Genomic DNA, 21,325 nt, shown 5'->3' with positions numbered 1-21,325 from the left:
CGCCAGATTTGACTAGCCCGGACGGACCGAAGCTTCAATTATTGCAGTACGACGACCGCGCCTTCTTCCAAGCCCTTCGTGATTTCGATTTCGGTCGAGCCCTTGATGCCCGTCTCCACGTCGATCTCGCGAATTTTGTTGCCGTCCTCGAGCGTCCGGACGAACGTCCGTCCCAGAAAGTTCCGTACGCCGCTGCGCGGAATTTTCAATACGTCGTCTCTCTGCTGCAAAATGATCTTCACGTCCGCGAAAGCGCCGATCGACGCGTCGGCGGGCACCTTCGGCACATCGATGTACAGCGTCTTCGAGTAACGGTCCTGCAGCTGCTCGTTCATCGTAACGGGCGCCGAGGAAGGCGTCTGCACGACCTTGCCCGCAAGCTCGGCGGAGCCGAACTTGACGAGCGCAGGGAAACCGACGTCGACGCCGCCGATCTCGGCGCCGGTCTCGACGCGAAGCGCCACGCGCAGCCGCGAAGGATCGGAGATGATGACGAGCGTCTGGTACGGCTCGACGAAATCGCCCTCCTCCAGGTCCTCGACGAACGTGACCTGCCCGTTCATGCCCGCGACCAGCTGCTTGCTGTTGAAGGTCGCCGACAGCCTCTCCAGCTTCAGCTCCTCGATGTCCATCTGAAGCTCCGCGATATGGATCGCGTCGGCGTCCCCCGCGAGCTTCGCCTGCTTGTACGCCAGCTTCGCTTTCGCGGTCGCGAGCTCCTGCTCCTTGAGCTGAATGTCGAGCCCGTCCACGTTCAGCTGCACGAGCACGTCGCCCTTCTTCACCTGGTCTCCGGAGGCGACGAGCATCTTTGCGATGCGGCCGCCTTGGCCGGTGAACTGCGCGACTTCCGTCTGCGTCGACTCCAGGGAGCCGCTGCCGTTAATTTCCTGTGAGATCGTTCCCTTCTCCACCGTCACCGTGCGGTAGTTTTCCTGGGCCGGCTTGACAAGGGGCGGCTTAAGCGGCGCTTCCTCGGCGGGAAGCAAGGAGCAGCCCGTAAGGGATGCGCCGATCATAATGGCGAGCGATAAGCCGAGCATCTGTTTAAGCTTGTGCGACAATTTGTCCATCCTCCAATTCATACACATGGTCAACGATTTCCATGATGGCGGGATCGTGCGTCGTCATAATGATGGTCATTCCCGCCGTCTCCACCAACTCCCGGAACACCTTCATGATTTGCAGCCCGGTCCGGCTGTCCAGCTCCGCCGTCGGCTCGTCGGCGAGCAGCAGCTTCGGCTTATGGGCGATCGCCCTCGCGATGGCCGTCCGCTGCTGCTCGCCGCCCGACAGCTCGAACGGCCGATGGTGCATCCTGGCCTTCAGCCCGACCTGCTCGAGCGCCTGTACGGCCGCTTCCTTGCGGCCCGCCGCCGGCACGCCGGCAACCCGCAGGATGAACTCCACGTTCTCATAAGCCGACATCAGCGGAATAAGCGCGAACGATTGAAAGATCAGTCCCATTTCCTTGCGCCTTACCATATCTCTCTCTTGATTTGACAGCGCTGTCAATTCGCGCCCGGCAAACGTGATTTGCCCCTCCGTCGGCCGGTCGAGCGCGCTCAATAAGTTAATGAGCGTCGTCTTCCCCGACCCGGACCTTCCCTTCAGGGCGATCAGCCTGCCCGCGGGAATCGACAGGTCGACGCCCTTCAGTACCGTAACGGCGCCGCCCCCCCGTCCGAACGTTCTCTTTAAAGCGCTTGCACGAATGATATCGTGCGCAGATGGCTCCATGTAAGGCCCGACCTCCGTTTCCGACAATGTCCCAGTAAAACTTTTACAGCGGTTGCTTTGCTTTCCCTATTTTAACCCCGTCCACCGGTATGCACAAGCAAAAGGTTGCGCGTCAGACCAATCGCTTTATCGGTAAAACCAAAACCCATCTGTAAACGGCTGACGCCACGCACGAACCGCTAGCTGCATCTTGCGCAGCTCGGTTCTGTGCCGTCCTTTGGCGGGATAAGCTCGTTTCGCGATGAAATATAAGCGAATTAATAAGTGCAAAACTTATAAATTCGCTTATATTTGGAGCAAAAGCAGGAGCCGGGTAATCCTAGGCGCCTGCTTTCGCAACGAAATTTAGACTTCGATCTGCAGGAAGAAGATGACGGCGGTGACCGTCACGATGCTCAATATCGTCGACACGAATACCGACTGCGACGCGAATTCCGCTTCGTTGTCGAATTCCACCGCAAGCAGCACGCTGCTAAGCGACGTAGGCACCGCCGACGATACGATCAGCGCGGCTGCCGTCAGCTTGTCGAGCCCCATCAGCCAGACGATCAGCCAGGCGAGCAAAGGTCCCGCGACGAGCCTTAGCATCCCCGACAGGCTGACGTCGACGAGCAGGGAACGCTTGATCCGCCACTCCATATTGCCGAGCTGCACGCCGAGCGTAATGAGCGCCGTGCCGATGAACGCGTCGGACAAGTAGCCGAGCGGCGTCGCAAGCGGCTGCGGGATCGGCACCTCGAACCCCCGCATCAGGAAAGCGAGCGGGATCGCGTAGATGACCGGCATCGACAGAATCGTGCGCATGATCGCCTTCGGATCGGCCTTGTGCGCGTTGACGTTATAGATGCCGTACGTATTCGGAATGAGCGACTGCGTCATCATGATCAGAATTTGGATGGCCAGCGTCTTCTCGTTGCCGGCGAAGGCGAGCTGGTTCAGCGGAATGCCGTAATTGGCGCTGTTGTAGAACAGAACGCTGTTGCGCATCGCGCTTTTCATGCCGGGCCCGTAGCCTCTGAGCCGGATGACGGTCTCCACGATGATAGATTGGGCGACCATGAAGAGAACGAAGAACAACAAGATCAGGCCGACCGTCTGCGCGGATATTTCCGTTTTGTACAGCAAATCGAAAATAACCGCCGGCGAAAACAAATAAAAGTTCAGCTTCGACAGCGTCTTGATATCCAGCTTGAACGCCCGCTGAAGCGTAATGCCGAGCGCGATCATGATCCCCATCGGCAGCACGTTCGTCAATAAAATGTGAACAAATATACCCATTGCCGCATCTGCTTCTTTCTGTACGTGATTGAAAATGTGCGCGAAGCAGCATCCTCGTAAACCGCTTCACTCAGTTTAATAGGTTTTGAGCGGATTAGGCAAGCATTTATGGCGGTTAATCTCTTAAAGCTGCTGCTCCTGCTGATAGAGCGCAGAGGCCGGCGCGTACCGTCGAACGGGAGGGAGCATGCCGCGGTCACACCGCGACATGCCCTTGGGAATGCTCATACAGCTCGCGGTAATGGCCGCCGCGCTCGAGCAGCTGATGATGGCTGCCCTGCTCGACGATCTCGCCGCGGCTCATGACGATGATCCGGTCGGCCTGCATGATCGTCGACAGCCGGTGGGCGATGACGATCGTCGTCCGATTCCGCGAGACGACGTGTAGAGCGTTCTGAATAAGCTGCTCGGTTTGAGAGTCGAGGTTCGCGCTCGCTTCGTCCAGGATGAGCACCTTCGGCTTGAATACGATGATCCGCGCGAACGAGATCATCTGGCGCTCGCCGGCGGACAGCCCGCTGCCCCGCTCGGACAGGTGCGTGTCGTAGCCCTGCTTCAGCCTCTGGATAATGGCGTCGGCCCCGACGAATTTGCACGCTTCGATAACCTCCTCGCGGGAGATCGATTCATCGAACATTCGAACGTTGTCGACAATGCTGCCCGAATACAGGTAAGGCTCCTGCTGAACGAGTCCGACGACCCGGTGCAGCTCGGCTTGCGGAATGTCGCGCACATCGGTGCCGTCAATCCGGACGCGTCCGTCGAGCACGTCGTAGAAGCGGCATAACAGGCTGATAAGCGAGCTCTTGCCCGCACCGGTCGTGCCGACGACGCCGATCAGCTCGCCCGGCCGGATGTGCAGGTCGAGCTCGCGGATAATCGGGACGCCTTCCTCGTAGCTGAAGGAGATCCGGTCGAAATCGATCCTTCCCTTCACTTTCTCCGGGGTTAACGCCGGCCGGCCTGACTCGCGGTCGGTGACGTCCGGCTTGCTCTCGAACACGGTCCAGATCCGGGTGACCGCGACGGTCGCCGACTGCAGCGTGTTCCACTGCTGGGTAATCGTGTTGATCGGCTGGAAAAATTGCCGGATATACGTGATGAAGGCGTACAGGACGCCGAACTCCAAATTTTGCCCCAAGACGGCGTTCCCGCCGATCCAGGTGACGAGCGCGATCGAGAGGTTGCTTAAAATATCGAAGGTCCGGCCGAACAGGACGTTCGTCCGGATTTCTCTCAGATTCGCCTTGAAATAGAGGCCGTTGCGCTCGTTGAACTGCTTTTGCTGCTCCTTCTGCTGATGGAACACCTGAACGAGGTTCATGCCGGATAAATTTTCGGCCACGAACGCCACCATGCGGGACAGCCGCGTTCTCGCGAGCTGGTAGGTCGCCCTCATGAACGAGCGGAACGCGATGGCGATGATCGCAATGATCGGCAGCAGAATCAAGCAGTACAGCGCGAGCGTCGTATCGAGCTGGAACATCATCACGATGATGAAGATCAGCGTCAAGCCGTCGCGGAACAGGCTGAGCAGCACCTGGTTGAAAAACTGGTTCAGCGCTTCCGTGTCGCTCGACACGTGCGTGATGAGGCTTCCGCTGGACATCCGGTCGAAATACCGCATCGATTGCTTCATGATGTGTCCGAACAGCTGCTTGCGGATGCGGGAGACGATGCTTTGGCCGATATGCTGCAGCAAATTGTTCTGCACGTAAGTGAACGCGAAGCTCGAAACCGATAATCCCAAATAGACGGCGCAGATGATCAGCAGCCCTCTGTAGTCGTTCTTGCCCGCCATCAGGTTATCGTCGATCGCGATTTTCATCAGAAACGGCTGCAGCAAATCGGATAAAATGGCGATCAGCGTACAGAAGAACACGCCGACGAACGCCCAGATATGGGGCTTAATATAGCCGGATAGCGCCCGGAAGGCCGAGACGTACTGCGGCTTCTGCTCGGGCATGTTGGGGTCGGCCTTCTGATCCGCCTGCCAGTTATGAATGGCTTGTGCCGGTCGCATGCTGGCTTCCCTCCTCTTGTATGGCGTGAAGCGTGGCGTAGAGCCCCTGCTCCTCGAGCAGCAGCTCCGCATGCGTGCCCCGCTGCACGATCACGCCTTCGTCGAGCACGACGATTTCGTCCGCATGCTTAATCGCGCTGATCCGATGCGCGATAATAATCGTCGTTTTTCCTTTTCGTTCTTTTTGAATCGATTCGATAATATCCTTCTCCGTCACGGCGTCGACCGCGCTGACGCTGTCGTCGAGAATCATGACCGGGGCGTTCTTGATCAGCCCGCGGGCGAGGCTGGTCCGCTGCCGCTGTCCGCCGGACAAGGTTAAGCCGCGTTCCCCGAGCCTCGTTTCGAAGCTGTTCGGCAAGTCCGCGATATTATTGTAGATTTGCGCGTTGCGCGCCGCGCTTTCGACCTTCTTCATTTCCGTGTCCCGCTTGAAGAAGGCGATGTTCTCCCTAATGGTCGTGCTGAACAGGAAGCCGTCCTGCGGAACGTACGCGATCTGGCTGCGCAGACTCTCCAGCGTCAGCTCGCGGACGTCGGTATCTCCGTATAGAATCGCGCCCGGCGGCGGATCGTACGTTCGGAGCAGCAGCTTCATGAGCGTCGTCTTGCCGCTGCCCGTCCGGCCGATAATGCCGAGCGTCGTTCCGGGCTTAATGTCCAAATCGATGTTTTTCAGGACTTGGTGCGACGATTTGCCGTACGAGAACGACAGGTCCCGGACACGGATGCCGCCCGCCGACAGATCGATCGCCTTCGCGTTGTCCAGCTCCACGATATCCGACTGCTGCGACAGCAGCTCGTCGAGCCGGTGCAGCGAAGCGCGCGAGCGCTGGATGGAGTTGATGACGTTGCCGATCTGCTGCAGCGGGTTCATCAGCATGCGCACGTAAAGCGTCAAAGCGACGAAGTTGCCGAGCGTAATGTGCTTCGTAATCGTCAAATACCCGCCGAAGGCGAGCGCGATGATCAGCGCGATCGTGCCGAGGAACGGGATGAGCGCCTGGAAGAAGGACGATACCCGGACGAGCCTGAGCTGGTTATGGCGGATTTGATCGACCGTCCTGCCGAACCTATGCTGCATAATGCCTTCGACGGCGAACTTTTTCGTGACGCGGATGCCGCCGAACTGCTCCTCCGCCGTTTCGGTCATTTTGCCAAGCGCCTCCTGCACTTCCAGCGAGCGCTTCCGGATAATCGGCCCCAAGTAGACGACGATGAACGGGATGAACAATAGCGGGAGCACCGATGCAAGAATCAAGTAATACGGGATGCCGCTCGCGAGCATCATCGTAATCGCCGCGATGAACAGCATCGTCGCGTTCGCGGTCTGGTTGAAGCCCATCGAGATCGACTCGCGGACCGCCGTGACGTCGTTCATAAAGTAGCTGAGCAGCTTGCCTACGCCGTTCTTCGAATAAAACCGTTCGCTCATTTGCGTGAAATGCCGGAACAGGCCGCCCCGAACGATGAATTCGAATTTTCTTCCGACGTACATGACCAGATACATGGCCGCTCCGTTAAACAGCACGTGGCCGACGCCGATGAGCAGCAGCAGCACGCTGTAATCGATAATGATCGCTCGCGTCAGCTCCCCCAGCTGCAAGCTGTCGGTAAATTCGCCTAACACCTTCGGATAAAAAACGTTGATCAAGTTCGAAATCAAATGAAAGCTGAGCGAGAATGCGTAAATATACCACGTTTTCCGAAAAAAATCGGTTAATAGTCGTTTCGACTTCAAAAAACGATCACTTCCAATCGCGATGGTTTACTATCGAGCTTATGCCGTTATTCGGCGCCGCCTTCCGGATCCGAAGTCAACCTGCCCAGCGATTCGCGAAGATTCGCGATAATGACCCGCAGCTGCGCGGCTTTGGACGTGTCGGCCATCGCCGCCCGCTCCGCCGCCTTCATCAAGTGGATCAGTTCCTTGCCCTTCGGCGTAAGCCTCCGGTTCCGCCTGACGCCGTCCGGCGGCCCGTTCTCATGCTCGTCGGCGTTTTGTTCGCGCCGCTCCCACTCCGGCTCGGCGGGCTCGGACGGCTCCGGCCGGTCCTTCTCCTCCTGCAGGTAGATCCGCCCGGCGTCCGTAATGTTGAAGATCTTCTTCCCGTCCAGCTTGGAGGACTCGACAAACCCTTGGTCGCGAAGCATCTGCAGCGTCGGATAGATCGATCCGGCGCTCGGTTTATACGTGCCGCCCGATTGGTCCTCGAGCGCTTTCATCATTTGATAGCCGTGCATATTCTCCTGCTCCAGCAGCTCCAGCAGGGCGTATTTCACGCCGCCGCGGTTGAAATACCGCCGTCCCGGCCCATACGTCTCACGCTCGCCGCCCAAATGCAAAAACAATCGTTCCTCCTGCCGCCAACCTTCGCTCATTCAAGCTCGCCTCCATTTTGCGATATATCGTATTAATCCCAATTCTATACGATATATCGCAGAATGACAATATCGGCAAAAAATAAGCGCACGGTCAGCGGAGCGTTGCTCCGCGGCCGTGCGCCTCCATATTTCTAGCTGGCGCCGATTGCATCGGCACCGATCAACAAATTATAAATGACTTGCGCGGCTTCCGCGCGTTCAGCCGTTTCCTTCGGCATGAATCGATCCTTATCGCGTCCATGGATCAGACCTAACTCTCCCGCCGCATTCACATAATGAACGGCCCAAGATGAAACTTGGTTCATATCGATGAATCTGGAATCCGAGTAGGCCTCAAGTTCCTTGCCTGTCAGCGCTTCATAAGCTTTCATCATCATCGTGACCATCTCTTCCCTCGCGATGCTGGCGTTCGGATCAAATACCGATTCGCTTCTTCCGTTTACGATACCCGCATGTACGGCAAGCGAAACCGCTTCCCTATACCATGCGCCGGCCGCTACGTCCGTGAACTTGATCTCGGCTGGCGTCGTAAGCTTTAATGCGTTAACGAGCAGTGCGGTAAATTCAGCACGGGTTATCGCGCGGTCGGGTTCAAAGGCGGCGACGCTTGTTCCTTTCATAATATGCTTCCCCGCCAAAGCTTGAATCGTGTCGGCTGCCCAGTGCGATCGGGGTACATCCTCAAAAAGCTTTTTATACTCAAGGACCGCATAATGACTGAAATGTCGGACCTCCGCGGCCATTTCCCCATTGCCATACTGTCCTCCGATATATTCCAAAGTACCATTATCGGCAATATAATAGATGCCCGCCAAATCCGCGTTCAACGACGCGTCCGTCTTCAAGCGGATGGTAATCGGAGGATCGAGCTGCGATCGTTCGATCGATTGGCCGTCCTTCGTCACGATTGCCAGGCTAAAATCGTAGATTTCACCGGAAGGCTTGAGCTCCGCATGGCTCAATGCCTCTCCTTTGGCAAGCAGCTCCTTCGCACCCGCTGCAGACAACGGAATGACGGACAATACGATGGCGCTGTCCTTCAGCTCATCCATTGAAGCTTGATCGGACAATTGTTTGACGGTCGCAGAGGGCAATACAACCGTCCACTTCTCCGTTTGGACCGCCAGTTGATTGCGCCCAAGCAATTCGGCAGTATTGGAAGGAAGCACGATTTGCTGCACGTCTCCCGAGAGCGAGACGGAAACCTGGCCGTCTGCTGCCGATTCCATGAATTGTTCAGGCTTAATGATCTGTCTGCCCGGCTCAACGTCTCCGGAATTGCCGCCGGAGTCTCCGCCCGAAATCGGACCGCCCGGGTTTGCATCAACCAATTCGATTTCGATTTGACGATCGGACTGTACGTTCGAAATCTCGATTTCGTTTACCTCATAATAGGAAGGCGAGCTGTAAAATCGGCCGTCGTAAATGACGATCTGCATTTCGGCGATGCCTTCCTGCGCCAGAACCGGCAGAGGTTCTTGAAGGAAACCTCCCTCGTTATCGGGGTTGATACCTTCATAAAGCGGCCAGAAAACCAAATCGCCGCCCTCTTCCCAGTACCATGCGTTGTTGTCGGACATTATCTGGGTCCAAGGGTCTTCTTCGCTTTTCCTCACTTTGATTGCGAGTACCGACGGCTTGCGGTCGACTGCCCCGTCGGGAACGACCATCGTAACCGCATTGAAGCTTTGCGGCGTATCCCATTTTAAATCAATGGTGTGCGGGAATTGAAAATCGCTCCAAGCCGTGCCCGTTCCATTGGTAAATACGGTGGAATAATCGCCGTCAATGAGATTGGCGACATCGGTCGCTCCTTCCCTTGTCTTATCCAAGGCGATGGAAGAAGCGGCAGACGCCAGATTGCGGACTCTTTTGACCGAGATTTTATACTCTTTGAAGACTCCTTCGTCTCCAATAGCCCTTATGATTAATTCGTTCAAGCCTTCCGGTATCGTCGCGACAACGATCTTCCCGGGCGCCGCGGAAACGCCGTTAATCTCGATTTCGCCGTAATTCCCTTCCAATGAAGGCTTAATCGCGATTTTGTCCGATTCCATTCCGAGCGCAACCGAATAGTCTCTGACGCTTGGATCGAACGGAAGCTCGATCGGCTCGCCGCTTGTCCAGTCGGTAATTTTCAAGCCGGACAGCTTGGCTTCCTTCGTTATGTTTATCTCTTCAATCTCGCCGTTATCCGGCAGGCTGTACAGCTCCAATTCGTAGACGGCGTACATATTCCAGGATTTGAAGTAAGCGTCGTTAATCTGTATTCTCAATTTCAAAACGTCGCTTACCGCCGGAATGTTGGCATAGGTGTGCTCCATCACGCCGTCGTCCTTGTCGCTCTTCCAAATGAGCGGAACTCTCTGCGCGACCGTCTCCCAGTTTTCCCCGTCCTTGGAAACCTGCACGTCGATATCGTTGATTCCTTGAATAAGGCCAGAGGCTGTCGCCATAACAATGGTGTTAAACGACTGAGGCTCATCCCATGCTATCACGATCTCGTGCGGGAACGGATGCGTATCGTTATAACCCTGCAAGCTGGCGAACATGGTGCCGTAATTGCCGTCGGCCATTTTGGCGGGACCGTAGGTAACGCCGGCGTCGCCCGAACGCGCAGCCGATGCCGTAATTTCAGCATAGTTTCTAGCGGCATTCGCGCCTGCTTCGTTCACATTTCCCTTCAAAAAGTTCAAGGTGTACCGTTTCGTCGTAACGCCGTCGCTGGCGGTGCTCAACAAGCTGATGCTGCTCTTGCCGAACGGAATGCTGGCCGTCGCCGTCATACCGTCGCCAAGGCTCTCGCCGTTAATCGCAATGGCGCCTCCTTCATCCTTAAGCGTCGGAGTGAGGGCAATGGTGTCGACATCTCCTGGTAGCATGATTTGGTAATCCGTTACGCTGCTGTTGAATGTAAAAGCAGGCACGCCCGTCATCTCGAGATTGGAGAGCGTCGCATCGTAAATCTGCTGCCCCTCGTACATATGCACCCTGAAGGCGTCAATATTCAGCTCTTTATTTTCCAGATTTACGACCTTAACGGTATGTTGTTCGCCTTCCGACAGATTGTTGACGCTGAAGATCGTGAAGTAATCATGCTGAACCTTCTCGTACAGATCCACGATAACCGGCTCCGCCCCGTCGATGGAAATGGCAGCTTTACCGGACATTTGGTTCTTCTCGGCGATGACGTCTATTCCGGAGCCGATAAACGTGTATTCCGCATAAGCATTGGCACCCGATGTTTCCTGAGTGGTACCCAGGTAAGCGAACTGCCGGTTCTTGGCAAACCAGCTTCCCGAATAATGAATGTCGCTTTCCGTATTATCAACCATGTGCACCAATGGCAGTTCCTGTCCGATATAAGGGTTGGGGCTTTGAGGAATTTCGCCGACCTCCTCGCCTGCCGCCGCCTTGACCGAATAATCGTGAAGCGTCTTGACATAAGCAGGATCCAGGGTATACTTTCTCGGGTCGTCCCGGTTCACTACCGCATCGGCAAGCTTCCGGGCAAGCTCCGGATTCGTTTGCTTGATGATGTTCAGCAGCTCGTAATCTTCAATTCCGTCCCTCATGGCTTCGTGACGCAGCGTGCTCTTAACCGTCCTATTGTCCTTATCCGGGTAGACAATATAAGAATCGCCGTTCCACGGTCCCACATACCAGGCGTTCCATGCCCAGTGCAGATGACCGGTGACGTTTTCTTGACTGATATTCCAGTACAACAGCCTTCCGGTTAACGTCGGCTGCGTCCAGAACCGGTTCAGCCAAGGCGGCTGATTCACTTCCATCGTATAGACCCACAGGTCCTTTCCGGCGGTTTGCTCGGCTTTATACTGATCCTTCAATTCATGGAATTTCGTCGTATACGGCACCATGACGTCCAAATAAGGCTTGGGTCTATCCCCTATAAGCAGAGCGCCGGGATCCGCGTCCATCGTTTTGAATTCCGAACCGATTGCCGCATTGATTTCTTTTATTTCTCGGGCGACATACGTCCACCAATTTTTGTGATCATCGTTGTTGGGCTCATCGAGTATATGCTGATACCAGGTCATTCCGGCTCCGCCCAGCCAGCCTTTGTCCTTCAAATGGTTGTGCAGCGCGGTTAGATAATTTGTCAGAAATGCGTCGGTTGCCGGCAGCGATTCCGGAAGCGCCGTATTCCACGCCGCCGTAGGTTTTTCTTCATCCGGCATTTTGTTCAAGTAATGGATGAGATGCTGGTTGGCGAAGCGGGTGACGCCGTTATTTCTGTAAGTCTCGACGTATCTGTCAAATAATGACCAATCGAGGTCTTCGGGAATCCCGTCGACGAATTCCGACATGTCCGTGCCGGTCGCGTTCAAGAATAAGTCGGTTCGGACCCAGACCATGTTCGTCCGGTATTCGGTCATGACTTTGGCGAATTCATTCATCAGCTCGAACCATTCGTCGCTGTAGGTTTCCACGCCGTAATAATAGCGGCCGACGTCATAGGCCTCGCTCCCGCTGCCTTCCCATTTGACGCCGTCCCAGGTGAAGCCGTTGGTCATGTTCCAATGGTAGTTGACAAAATCGGTATTCGAAACTTCGGGGATGGCCGCATCGTACAGATCGACGCGGATAGGAACGGCATAATCTCCCAAAGTGGTTTGGACCGTAACGAGTCCCTCGTACAGGCCGGGTGCGGCATCGGAAGGCGCGTAGCTGGTAATGAAGATCGGCTGCGTTTCATTGGCGGCGACTTCTGCGGAGCTTTCGTTGGATAGCGGATCGGGAACTTCGGACAGCGGATAGAGCGCAAGACCCTCTCTTTCCGGCCAGAACGGATTCGCCTTGGACGTTTCCTTCTCCTCGTATTCCACAAAATGATAGGAAAGATTGCTGGCGGCGATCTCATTGGCTTCCGCCGAAACAAGATCGGAAAATTGTACGGCGGTGATTTCAAACGACTGATCGCTTCTTACGGCGATTTGCGCGCTTTCGTATTCGTTTCTGGCCGATACGATGCTGATGTTCAGCAAGGGGTTTTCGGGAATGGCGCTCGTCCGGTATACGGTTTTTAACGCATTCTCCACCCACAGGTCCATCTTATTGCTTTCGGCATCGGCGCTTTCCGCATTGGCGACGGGCATAACGGTCAAGAGCAGGCTTGTGACAAGAAAGACGGACAGCATCTTCATTCGCAATTTTATTCCCTCTCTTTCATTCCGATTATTGATCGTGCGTTACTTCATCAAATGCTCTTTGACGAGCCGGTTGATTTCCATTCTTTTCTCCAACAACCACCCGCTTTCTCTCGGGTATGTGCGGAAGGTTAAAGGTTCCTCCAGATCTCCTTCCAGCAGCTCCAGCACACGGCTTCTTCCGATTAAGCTTTCGAGCAGCTCAAGAGCCCGCAAATCCTGAAGCGCTTCGCAGAAAACTTCCAAACGGATCGATTCGACCGGCCCCCTCTCCCCGGGATATACGAGAAAAGCGTCGCCCGAAGGAAATGCGGCATCCGCATCGGTCGTTTGGTAGGGATTTAACTGCCGCAACGAATATTGCGAATACCAGAAGTTGTAGCCCCAGTGCAAAAATCCTTTAATATCGAATTTATACAACTGCATGCCAACAATCCGGTTGCGGAAAGATGGAAAGGCGAAGAAGCGGTTCGCCACCTCCTTATACTGAACGCAGCAGTAGTATGTCCATAAATTCTGCACGGAATGGTCAAAAAATCCTTCCAAATGATTGCTTGCGCATACCGGCTGATCGATCAATCCTTGTTCGTAAAAGGAATAATCTGATATCGCGTCGATAACGGGCATGCCTCCGAGCAACGGCTTAACAAACAAGCTCGCGCTTCGATAGGCTTCCAAATGATCGAGACCGGGTTCATCCGACAGATGAAAAAAACAACGTCCGGACAAATCGTTTTTTTCGATAAAAGCGACAAGCTCGGGCAAAAACTGCGCTAAGAACAGCCTGTATTCTTCTCCGGCGGCGTCCGTATCCCATCCGAAAATTTGCTGTAAGCCGCCGTCCCCCTCCGCCATAATCTTTGGAGCGCGCTTAGCCCCCCATTGCGTATAGAGATGGGAAAATTCAAAATATTTGATGCCTCTGCCGTTGCAAAGCTCGGTCCATCGCTTCAATCGGTCGAAACCGAACCGGTAATGCGGACCATCCTTCTCAACGTCGACGAGCTGTACGGTCGGCCGCTCTCCGCCGACCGCCGTATCAAGCGGCGGAGTGAAGAGCGGAGTCAGCATCATATTGATGCCATGCGATGCCGCATTTTGCACGAATGCGTCAATAAGCCTCCAATGCTCTTCGCCGAATATTTCGACCCGGTAGTAACTTGCCAGACAATCGGCATGAAACCACTCGGTATGAATAAGCCTCTGCTCCGGCAACAGAGCCGGAATGACCTCAAGCAGGAACCGTTCTTCGCCCAGCTTCCCGCCGCTCTCCGACTCCAGACTTACCGTTATTTCCTTGATTCCCGGTCGGACCTGGCCGCTCATCTCCACCGTAATCCAGATCGCGCGCCATTGTCCTGGATAAGCCGTCACGCCCGCGCCTTCGCGGACCGGATATAACGGATCGGGAAACAATCCGGGCGTCTGCCGGAGTATAACGCCGTCGTGGTCCCCGTGCACCGGCAATTCCGACGGCACGAGACCTGCTTGGCGGACGGAAATCATTTCGGACAGCTCCGATTGGATATGAACCCGGATTCCCTTCATCACCCGGTCGGATTTATAAGCAATCTGAAACGCGAACGTTTCGTTCCTGAGCGCCGAAGCTTGATGATAAGCCGGTTCGTCAAGCTCCGAATCGGCAAATACTTTAACGAGCGAGCTCAAACATCTCGTTTCAAGCCGGTAATCATTTTCACTCATCACAAACCTCCAGTTCCGGTTATTGCCCGTCTTGAGTTCCGCAAGCTTATACGTCGACGACGACCATCTGATGGCACTCGAGCCTGGGCACCTTATATTTCACCCTGTCGTCCGCCTGCTCGAAGGCAAGCGGCACCGACTGCGGCGCAAGGTATACCCGCTTCGCGCGTTCCGGCAGCCGCAGCTCTACCTCCACCTCGTGAATCGGGACGATATCCTCGATCACCTCGGTGTTCTTCCCGCGCCGCACGGGTACGGCATAGAGAAGGTGATTGATATATCTGGAGCCGGCGTCTTGGCGCTGCAGAGTGACGACGCCTTGGGCCGGCAGATTCGTACGCAGCGCAGGATCGGGAAGAAGGAGGCGCAAGGCATGCAGCACCGTTTCTTTTAAGACGATGCTGCCCTTCGAGGCGTACTCCTCGAATACATTCCACGCCAGATAGATTCCGCTTTCGCTTTCGACCATGCCGGGTCCGCCGTATTCGCCGGACGAAGGGGTGTGGAAATGCGAACAGAAGCGGAAGACGTCCCGGTTAAAGTAAGGATTCTCCCGTACGCCAAGCTCCTTCCCGCCGCGTAGCGCTACCTTCTGCCCCTGACTATAGAAGACGAAGGATGCTTCTCCAAGCTCCGGTATATGAAAATGCGGCCGGAAATAGTCGGGTCTGTACGGATTCGCCTCCAGCCACGCAACGCCCAGGTCGACGGCGAACGCGTCGCCCGCTTCGTTCATGCCGGAACGGCCGGTAGCCAGAATCTTGCCTCCACTGGAGAGATAGTCGTTCACTTTGCCGGCAAGCCAAGCATCAAGCGTTACCTCGTCGGGCAAAATCAGTACTTTGTAGCCGGAGAAATCCGCTTCAGCATCGATTACGTCGAACAAAATTTTGCCTTCCAGCAGCATCCTTACGGCCCCGGCGTCCGGATCGGCGGACAAACCGTCCTTGCGGTTGCTGCCGCCCGAGGCATAAGAGACCGCCTCCAATGACAGGAGGGCAACGTCGGCGACATTCCGAACGTCCGAACACCACGGCTCCTTCGCTTCCACTTCACGGTAAGCGGCACCGATCAAGCGGTAAGTCGCTTCATCCATCGCCCCTTTCGGGTGAAGCTGGTCGCCGATCGAGCAACCCGCTCCATTGGCGATGCTGAGCGCCGTTTCGTAGCGCAGCGCGTTCGGGTGCTTATAGCCGCCGAATTCGCCCCATGTCGTATGGAATTTGCCCGTCATGCCGAGAAAGGGCATTCCGATCGTCTGCGAGTACCTTGCGGACAGCGGGAAGTGATCGTAGCCCCAACCGCCGGTCGGGAGCGATTCCAGTTCCAGATGAGAATTCATCCGCGCCAAATCGCGCCTTCCGCGACGTATGTGCCCGCCGTTGTGGAAGATGCTCATACCCGGCTTAATGGCGTGAACAGCCTCCTTGATTCGGTTCGTATAATTCGCGTACACGCTTTCACCCAATGCTTTTACCGCCGCATCGCTCCGCGGATCCTGCCCCTGCTTCAGAAGAGCCGACACGCAATACTGGCAATAGCACATCTGAACCCCGACAATATCGAGAAAGATTCCGTCGGCGTCATAATTCCGCACAACTTCCTCGACTTGGCTAACGAGAACGTCCAAGTAAGGCGTGTTCATGCAGAAACCATGATAGCCGGGCTCCATAAAAGGATAGGTGCGGTCTTCTTTATCGCGGCTTAACCATTCGACGCGCCGTCTCGCCAGCTTCTCGTCCAATCCCGCCGACAGATACACCGGCGTGTTCACGCCGATTTCATGTGCCGCTTCGATCATCTCGCCAAGCAGATCGAATTTCAGCTCCGGGTGCGTCTCGTTTGCTTCGGACGGGTGATAGGCCCAGCCGTGATGACACTTGGAGAAAAGAGTGATGGAATTCACATGTCCCAGCTTCAGCATTTCCTGGAATTGACGTTTGGAGAAATCGGCGCCAATGCCCGGAATCGCCTCGGAAGTATGAAAATCAAGATGAACCTGTCGAAACCGCATTGCTCCTCGCCTGCCTTTTTTCGATATTACGCCCGCGCTTTCATGAACTCATCCAGCCGGACGACCCGTTTTTCCAATCTTGAGCGTTCTGCGGCAAAAGCCATCAAGTGGCTCTCCACCGATTTGGCGGCGGACGTCAGCGCATCCTTGCTGCCGTTCCGGCGAATGACGTTTACAAAATCCCGCATCAATCCGTAATCGCCGCCTCCATGACCCGCATGGCCGCCCTGGTCGGTAAACGTAATAAGTTCTCTTCGGCCTGTGCCGAAATGCAAAATTTCGATCTCGTTTTTCTCCATCGCCCCCCGGATTTCGCCTTTGGCGCCCATCAGCTTGATCGTCCGGCTGCATTCCTCCGTAAAAGCCGTCATGGTGAATACGGCCGTTACTTCATTGGCAAACTCCATGCTGACGACCTGATGATCTACGACATCGTTATCGCAATGATAGACGCAGCGGCCGTACGGACCCGTAAGCAGCGCCTGATAGCGGGCTTCGTAGCTGAGATCGTTGCTGACGGCCATATCCATCCAGCCCGGATTGCTTGTCAAGTACACTTTCGGCGCATAATACGCGCAGTCGTCGGCTGCCGGACATCCGTCAAGGCAGCGCAGCGGCGCTCCCTCCGGCGCTTGATCGGCTTTGAAGTGCGACAACGCCCCGTACGAGTTCAGGCTTGTGCAATCGGCCCCGGCCAGCCAGAGCAAGATATCCAAGTCATGGCAGGATTTCGCCAGAATCATCGGGCTCGATTCGCCCGAATTTCGCCAGTTCCCCCTGACAAAGCTGTGCGCTTGATGCCAATAGCCCACATTTTCATTATGCTGGATCGACATTAAGCGCCCGATGACGCCGTCATCCAGCAAGTCCTTAAGCGTTTGGAAAAAACGCGTATAACGAAGCACGTGGCAAATGGTAAGCACGCGGCGATGCTTCTCCGCCTGTTCCTGCATCTGTACGCATTCATCGTAGCTCGCGGACATCGGCTTTTCGAGCAGCACATGATAACCTGCCGCCAATGCCCTCATCGTCGGTTCGAAATGCATTTTATCCTGCGTGCAGATCAGCACCGCATCCGCGATTGCCTCGCCGGCAAGCAGGTCTTCCCATTTCTCGAAGCACCTCTCGTCTTCGATGCCGTGGTCGCGCTGCAGCCTCACGCGGCGTTCCGCATCCGGTTCCGCCACTGCCACGACCTTCATGTCCAATGGATGGTGCAGCGCATAGCCGGTATAAACGCCGCCTCGCAGCCCTGCGCCAATCAGCGCAACGGTAATCGGTTTCATCGTTGAAATCTCCCTCTCTATTAATGATGACGCGCCTCGCTTATTCCTTTACGCTGCCGACGGTCATGCCTTTGATAAAATATTTTTGCAGAAACGGATAAACAAGCATGATTGGAAGCGCGCCTAGAAAAATTTGCGCCGTTCTGAGCGTTCTTTCGCTTAAGTTCTGCAGCGTTGACAGGTCCTCGACCGTAATCATCTTAATATTGATAGACGTTACCAATGTCGATAGATAAGTTTGCAGCGGATAGTTATCCGGCGAATTCATGTACAAAATTCCGTCGAACCAGGAGTTCCAGTGCCCGACCAGCGTAAACAGGCCAATCGTGGCAATAGACGGCAAGGAAACAGGCAAATAGACTTTCCATAGGATGGACCAGTGACCGGCTCCGTCGATTAAGGCGGCTTCCTCCATGTCCCTGGGAATTCCTCTGAAGAAATTCAGCATCAATACGGCGTTCCATACGCTGAGCGCGCCGGGAATAATGAGCGCCCATATGCTGTTCATCAGACCGGTCTCCTTAACGACGATATAAGTCGGAATGAGTCCGCCGCCGAAAAACATCGTTATCGCGAAAAACCATACGTAATAAACGCGATACCGGAACTGCTCATGCGTCTTCGAAAGCGGATAGGCGGTAAGGAATACGAGAAGCATATTGATCGCCGTCCCCAGCACGACCCGCTGCAGCGTCACCCCGAGCGAACGGAGAAACTCGGGCTTTTGCCCAAGAAAGCCGTACGCTTCAAGCGTAAATCCGACCGGCCACAATTTTACCGAACCGGCTGATGCAGCCGCATTCGAGCTTAACGATACGGCGAGCAGATGGATGAACGGCACGACGCACATGAACGTTACGATGGTCAGGAAGGAGAGGTTAACGACATTGAACAGCTTCCTCCCCGCCGTCTGTTTGTAGAAATGCAACAGGTTTCACCGCCTTCTAGAAAATTCTATAGTTGCTGAATCTGTACGCCAGGTAGTAGGACAGCGAAACCAATACGACCGAGATCGCGGACTTAAACAATCCGATAGCCGCCGCCGGCGCGTATTGTTGGTCGAACAGGCCCAGCCGGTAGACGAAGGTATCGATGACGTCCGCTTTCTCGTACACGATCGGATTATACAGAATCAGGATTTGATCGAACCCCGCGTTAAGCACCCCGCCAAGGCTTAGCGTACAGATCAGAATAATAATGGACGCCATTCCCGGCAGCGTAATGTGCAGCGCCTGTTTCCATCTGCCCGCTCCGTCAACCTCCGCCGCTTCATAGAGATTCGCGTTGATGCTGACGATGGCCGCCAGAAAAATAATCATGTTGTACCCCATCCCCTTCCAAACGTCGGAAGCGATAATGATGGTTACGAACCAATTGTTGCTCGCCATAAACATGATCGGATCGACGCCGAATAGGGAGAGAAGGGCGTTAACGGGACCTTTGAGGGAGAAAAGCTCGATCATAATGCCGCCAAGCACGGCCCATGACAGAAAGAACGGCAAAAAAATGCTCGTCTGAATCATCCGCTTGAACCAGTTCTTCGCCACCTCGTTCAGCAGCAAAGCCATCAGTAACGGCACGGCCAAGCCAAAAACGATTTTCATGACGGATATGAAGGTCGTATTCCACAGCACCTGATTAAAATCGGGAAGATGAAACACGTATTCGAAATTTTTCAAGCCGATCCATTTGGATTTCAAAAAACCGAGAGCGGGCTGAAATTTCTGAAAAGCCATCACAATCCCGAACATCGGTCCGTAAGCGTAAATCAGCGTGACAAGGACGCCGGGGATGAGCATCAAATGCAAGGGAAGCTCTTTCTTTAATTTCACATCCGGAAACCTCCGATTTTCATTGAAATTAGGCATAAAAAAAGAAGGGGTGCGGGATCACTCCAAATTCCCCTTCTTTTTCTGTTGGATCCTTCGGTTATTTATTCGCGTTCTCGGCATACCATTCATTGACTTCGGCCGTAATGTCGTCACCGCCGAGCTTCTTCCAATCCTCGACATATTTGTCGAAATCGGAAACAGGCGCGGAGCCGACAATGATCTTCATAAACGTCTCGTCTCTCATCTTGTCGAGCGACGAACGCCGTTCGATCATCGTTGGCGTAGGGGGACCGAAATATTCGTCCCATACGACCATGCCGTCGTCAACCACCTTCTTGGAGAAGCCGACCCCGCCGTCTCTGGCTCCGCGGCTGTACCACATTCCCCAGGCCGCGTTGTCCGTCGGATCTGCCTGGAACTTCTTCGCGTTTGCGAATACGGCTTGCGCTTCGCCCGCGCTCGGGAAGTCCTCGGGCAGCTCAAGCTTTTCCTGCCCCGCCTCCACGGCGGCGCTGACCGTTTCCATAATCAGATCGAATACGCCGGGATAATAAAATCTTGGCGTATACCATTGGTAAATATATCCGTTGGACGCCCCTTTATAATCCGGACTTTCCTTGTCCGTATACTTGGGTTTTGTCGTCTCAAGGAAGTAGTTGGCCATCTTGATGGCCGCTTCCGGATGCTTCGCGTCTTTATGGACGACCAATATGCTGCTGATGGATCTTTGGTTCAAGGTCTTGCCCGGCTTGCCTTCGAACGACGGCAGCTGCAGAGGAATCCATTCCGCCTTCGGATCGTTGTCCTTGTTCAAATTAAGCGGCCAGTTCGGATACCACCATTCGCCAAACGATATGCCGACCTTGCCGACCACGATATCCTCGCTGATCTTGTCTTCATCCGCCAGCATAAACTCCTTGTCCAGAATCCCTTTCTCGTACCACGACCGCAGCGTGGAAAGCGCCGTCTTCGTCTCCGGCTGAACATTTCCGGAGACAAGGCTGCCGTCTGCGCTCTTCAACCAGGCGTTCGGATAAGAGCCGTGGCTGTAGAACAATCCTTTGGCATCAAATCCCCAGCCAAACAAGTTTTTGTTCAAGATGACCCCGTAAGTATCGTCTTTGCCGTTGAGATTCGGATCGTCGTTGACGAACGCCTCGGCTACCTTCTCGAACTCCTCCAAGGTGGCGGGAGGCTGCAGCTTGAGATTGTCCAGCCAGTCCTTCCGGATCCAGACGATTTGGGTCCCGCCCGTGCCGCTCCCCGTAACGCCGAGCAGCTTGCCGTCATAGGTAAGGGAGTTCAGCGCAAACCGATCGTCCTTCTCGATGATCTTTCTCAGTGCCGGAGACGCATAGTTCTCATAGGCGTCCGACAGATCTGCCAAGATGCCCTGCTCCCTGAATTTCTCGAACGTCGTCAAATCGACCTGCATCACATCGGGCAGATCGCCCGAAGCGATCGACAGGCTGAATTTTTGATCAAACTGATCTTGCGGGACGCTCCATAAGTATTTGAGCTCGATGTTAAGCATTTCCTTCAAATCCTTGACGAAGCCGCTCGTTTCCGGCTTGACGCCGGGAAGGGCGTCGGCCTCTTCCGGAGGCCGGTAGGAGAGCACTTGGGTAACCGTTACGGGCTCGTCGTATTTACCCAATGGATCGAAATTTTCAGTCTCATTCGTTTCGGTATCGTCGGATGACGGTTCCGGGCTTGCGTTGCTTTGATTCGGGTTTTGATTGCCGCTATCCCCGCTAGAGCATGCGGGCAGCACGACAAACGCAAATAGCAGAGCAAGCGTTAATGTATAGCCGGCCATCTTTCTCTTCATGCTTTTCCTCCCTTTCGAAAACTGGCGAATGTCTTTACATATCCATCATAAGTCCGGCCGTAAC

General features: G+C 54.9%; 13 protein-coding genes. All 13 read right to left on the bottom strand.

Features of this window, described 5'->3' with window-relative positions; genetic code table 11:
* Positions 1–38: 38 nt before the first annotated feature.
* Positions 39–1,064 (bottom strand): efflux RND transporter periplasmic adaptor subunit, encoded by a 1,026-nt coding sequence (locus IDH41_RS04805; protein WP_190858795.1) that lies wholly within the window; start codon positions 1,062–1,064, stop codon positions 39–41.
* Positions 1,048–1,740 carry an ABC transporter ATP-binding protein gene (locus IDH41_RS04800; RefSeq protein WP_190858793.1) on the bottom strand — a complete coding sequence of 231 codons (693 nt, stop codon included), beginning with the start codon at positions 1,738–1,740 and terminating at the stop codon, positions 1,048–1,050. Before IDH41_RS04800 ends, IDH41_RS04805 begins: the two co-directional genes overlap by 17 nt.
* A 345-nt stretch (positions 1,741–2,085) precedes the next feature.
* Positions 2,086–3,018 (bottom strand): AEC family transporter, encoded by a 933-nt coding sequence (locus IDH41_RS04795; RefSeq protein ID WP_190858791.1) that lies wholly within the window; start codon positions 3,016–3,018, stop codon positions 2,086–2,088.
* A 196-nt stretch (positions 3,019–3,214) separates the two neighbouring features.
* Positions 3,215–5,041, bottom strand: coding sequence for an ABC transporter ATP-binding protein (locus IDH41_RS04790; protein ID WP_190858789.1), 1,827 nt, complete (start codon positions 5,039–5,041; stop codon positions 3,215–3,217).
* Positions 5,016–6,782 (bottom strand): ABC transporter ATP-binding protein, encoded by a 1,767-nt coding sequence (locus tag IDH41_RS04785; protein ID WP_190858788.1) that lies wholly within the window; start codon positions 6,780–6,782, stop codon positions 5,016–5,018. Before IDH41_RS04785 ends, IDH41_RS04790 begins: the two co-directional genes overlap by 26 nt.
* Before the next feature lie 47 nt (positions 6,783–6,829).
* Entirely contained in the window at positions 6,830–7,423 is a 594-nt protein-coding gene (locus IDH41_RS04780; RefSeq protein ID WP_190858786.1) for a PadR family transcriptional regulator, read from the bottom strand.
* A gap of 134 nt (positions 7,424–7,557) precedes the next feature.
* The gene (locus tag IDH41_RS04775) at positions 7,558–12,591 is read right to left on the bottom strand and encodes a glycoside hydrolase domain-containing protein (RefSeq protein WP_223829462.1); all 5,034 of its coding nucleotides are present in this window, start codon (positions 12,589–12,591) and stop codon (positions 7,558–7,560) included.
* A gap of 45 nt (positions 12,592–12,636) precedes the next feature.
* Positions 12,637–14,298, bottom strand: a complete 1,662-nt coding sequence (locus IDH41_RS04770) for a DUF4091 domain-containing protein (RefSeq protein ID WP_190858782.1) — start codon at positions 14,296–14,298, stop codon at positions 12,637–12,639.
* 46 nt (positions 14,299–14,344) lie between these two features.
* Complete coding sequence (locus IDH41_RS04765; protein ID WP_190858780.1) at positions 14,345–16,312, bottom strand: alpha-amylase family protein; 1,968 nt, start codon at positions 16,310–16,312, stop codon at positions 14,345–14,347.
* A 26-nt stretch (positions 16,313–16,338) separates the two neighbouring features.
* On the bottom strand, positions 16,339–17,598 hold the full coding sequence (locus tag IDH41_RS04760) for a Gfo/Idh/MocA family protein (RefSeq protein ID WP_190858778.1): 1,260 nt from the start codon (positions 17,596–17,598) through the stop codon (positions 16,339–16,341).
* A 40-nt stretch (positions 17,599–17,638) separates the two neighbouring features.
* Complete coding sequence (locus tag IDH41_RS04755; protein ID WP_223829454.1) at positions 17,639–18,526, bottom strand: carbohydrate ABC transporter permease; 888 nt, start codon at positions 18,524–18,526, stop codon at positions 17,639–17,641.
* A gap of 16 nt (positions 18,527–18,542) precedes the next feature.
* Positions 18,543–19,397, bottom strand: coding sequence for an ABC transporter permease (locus tag IDH41_RS04750; RefSeq protein ID WP_397327482.1), 855 nt, complete (start codon positions 19,395–19,397; stop codon positions 18,543–18,545).
* Positions 19,398–19,527: 130 nt separating this feature from the next.
* Complete coding sequence (locus tag IDH41_RS04745) at positions 19,528–21,261, bottom strand: extracellular solute-binding protein (protein ID WP_190858774.1); 1,734 nt, start codon at positions 21,259–21,261, stop codon at positions 19,528–19,530.
* Between the last annotated feature and the right edge of the window lie 64 nt (positions 21,262–21,325).

The sequence above is a fragment of the Paenibacillus arenilitoris genome, assembly GCF_014705655.1.
Taxonomy (GTDB): Bacteria; Bacillota; Bacilli; order Paenibacillales; family Paenibacillaceae; genus Pristimantibacillus; species Pristimantibacillus arenilitoris.
Note: the sequence above shows the minus strand (reverse complement) of the source record. Positions and strands in the feature narration are given on the sequence as shown.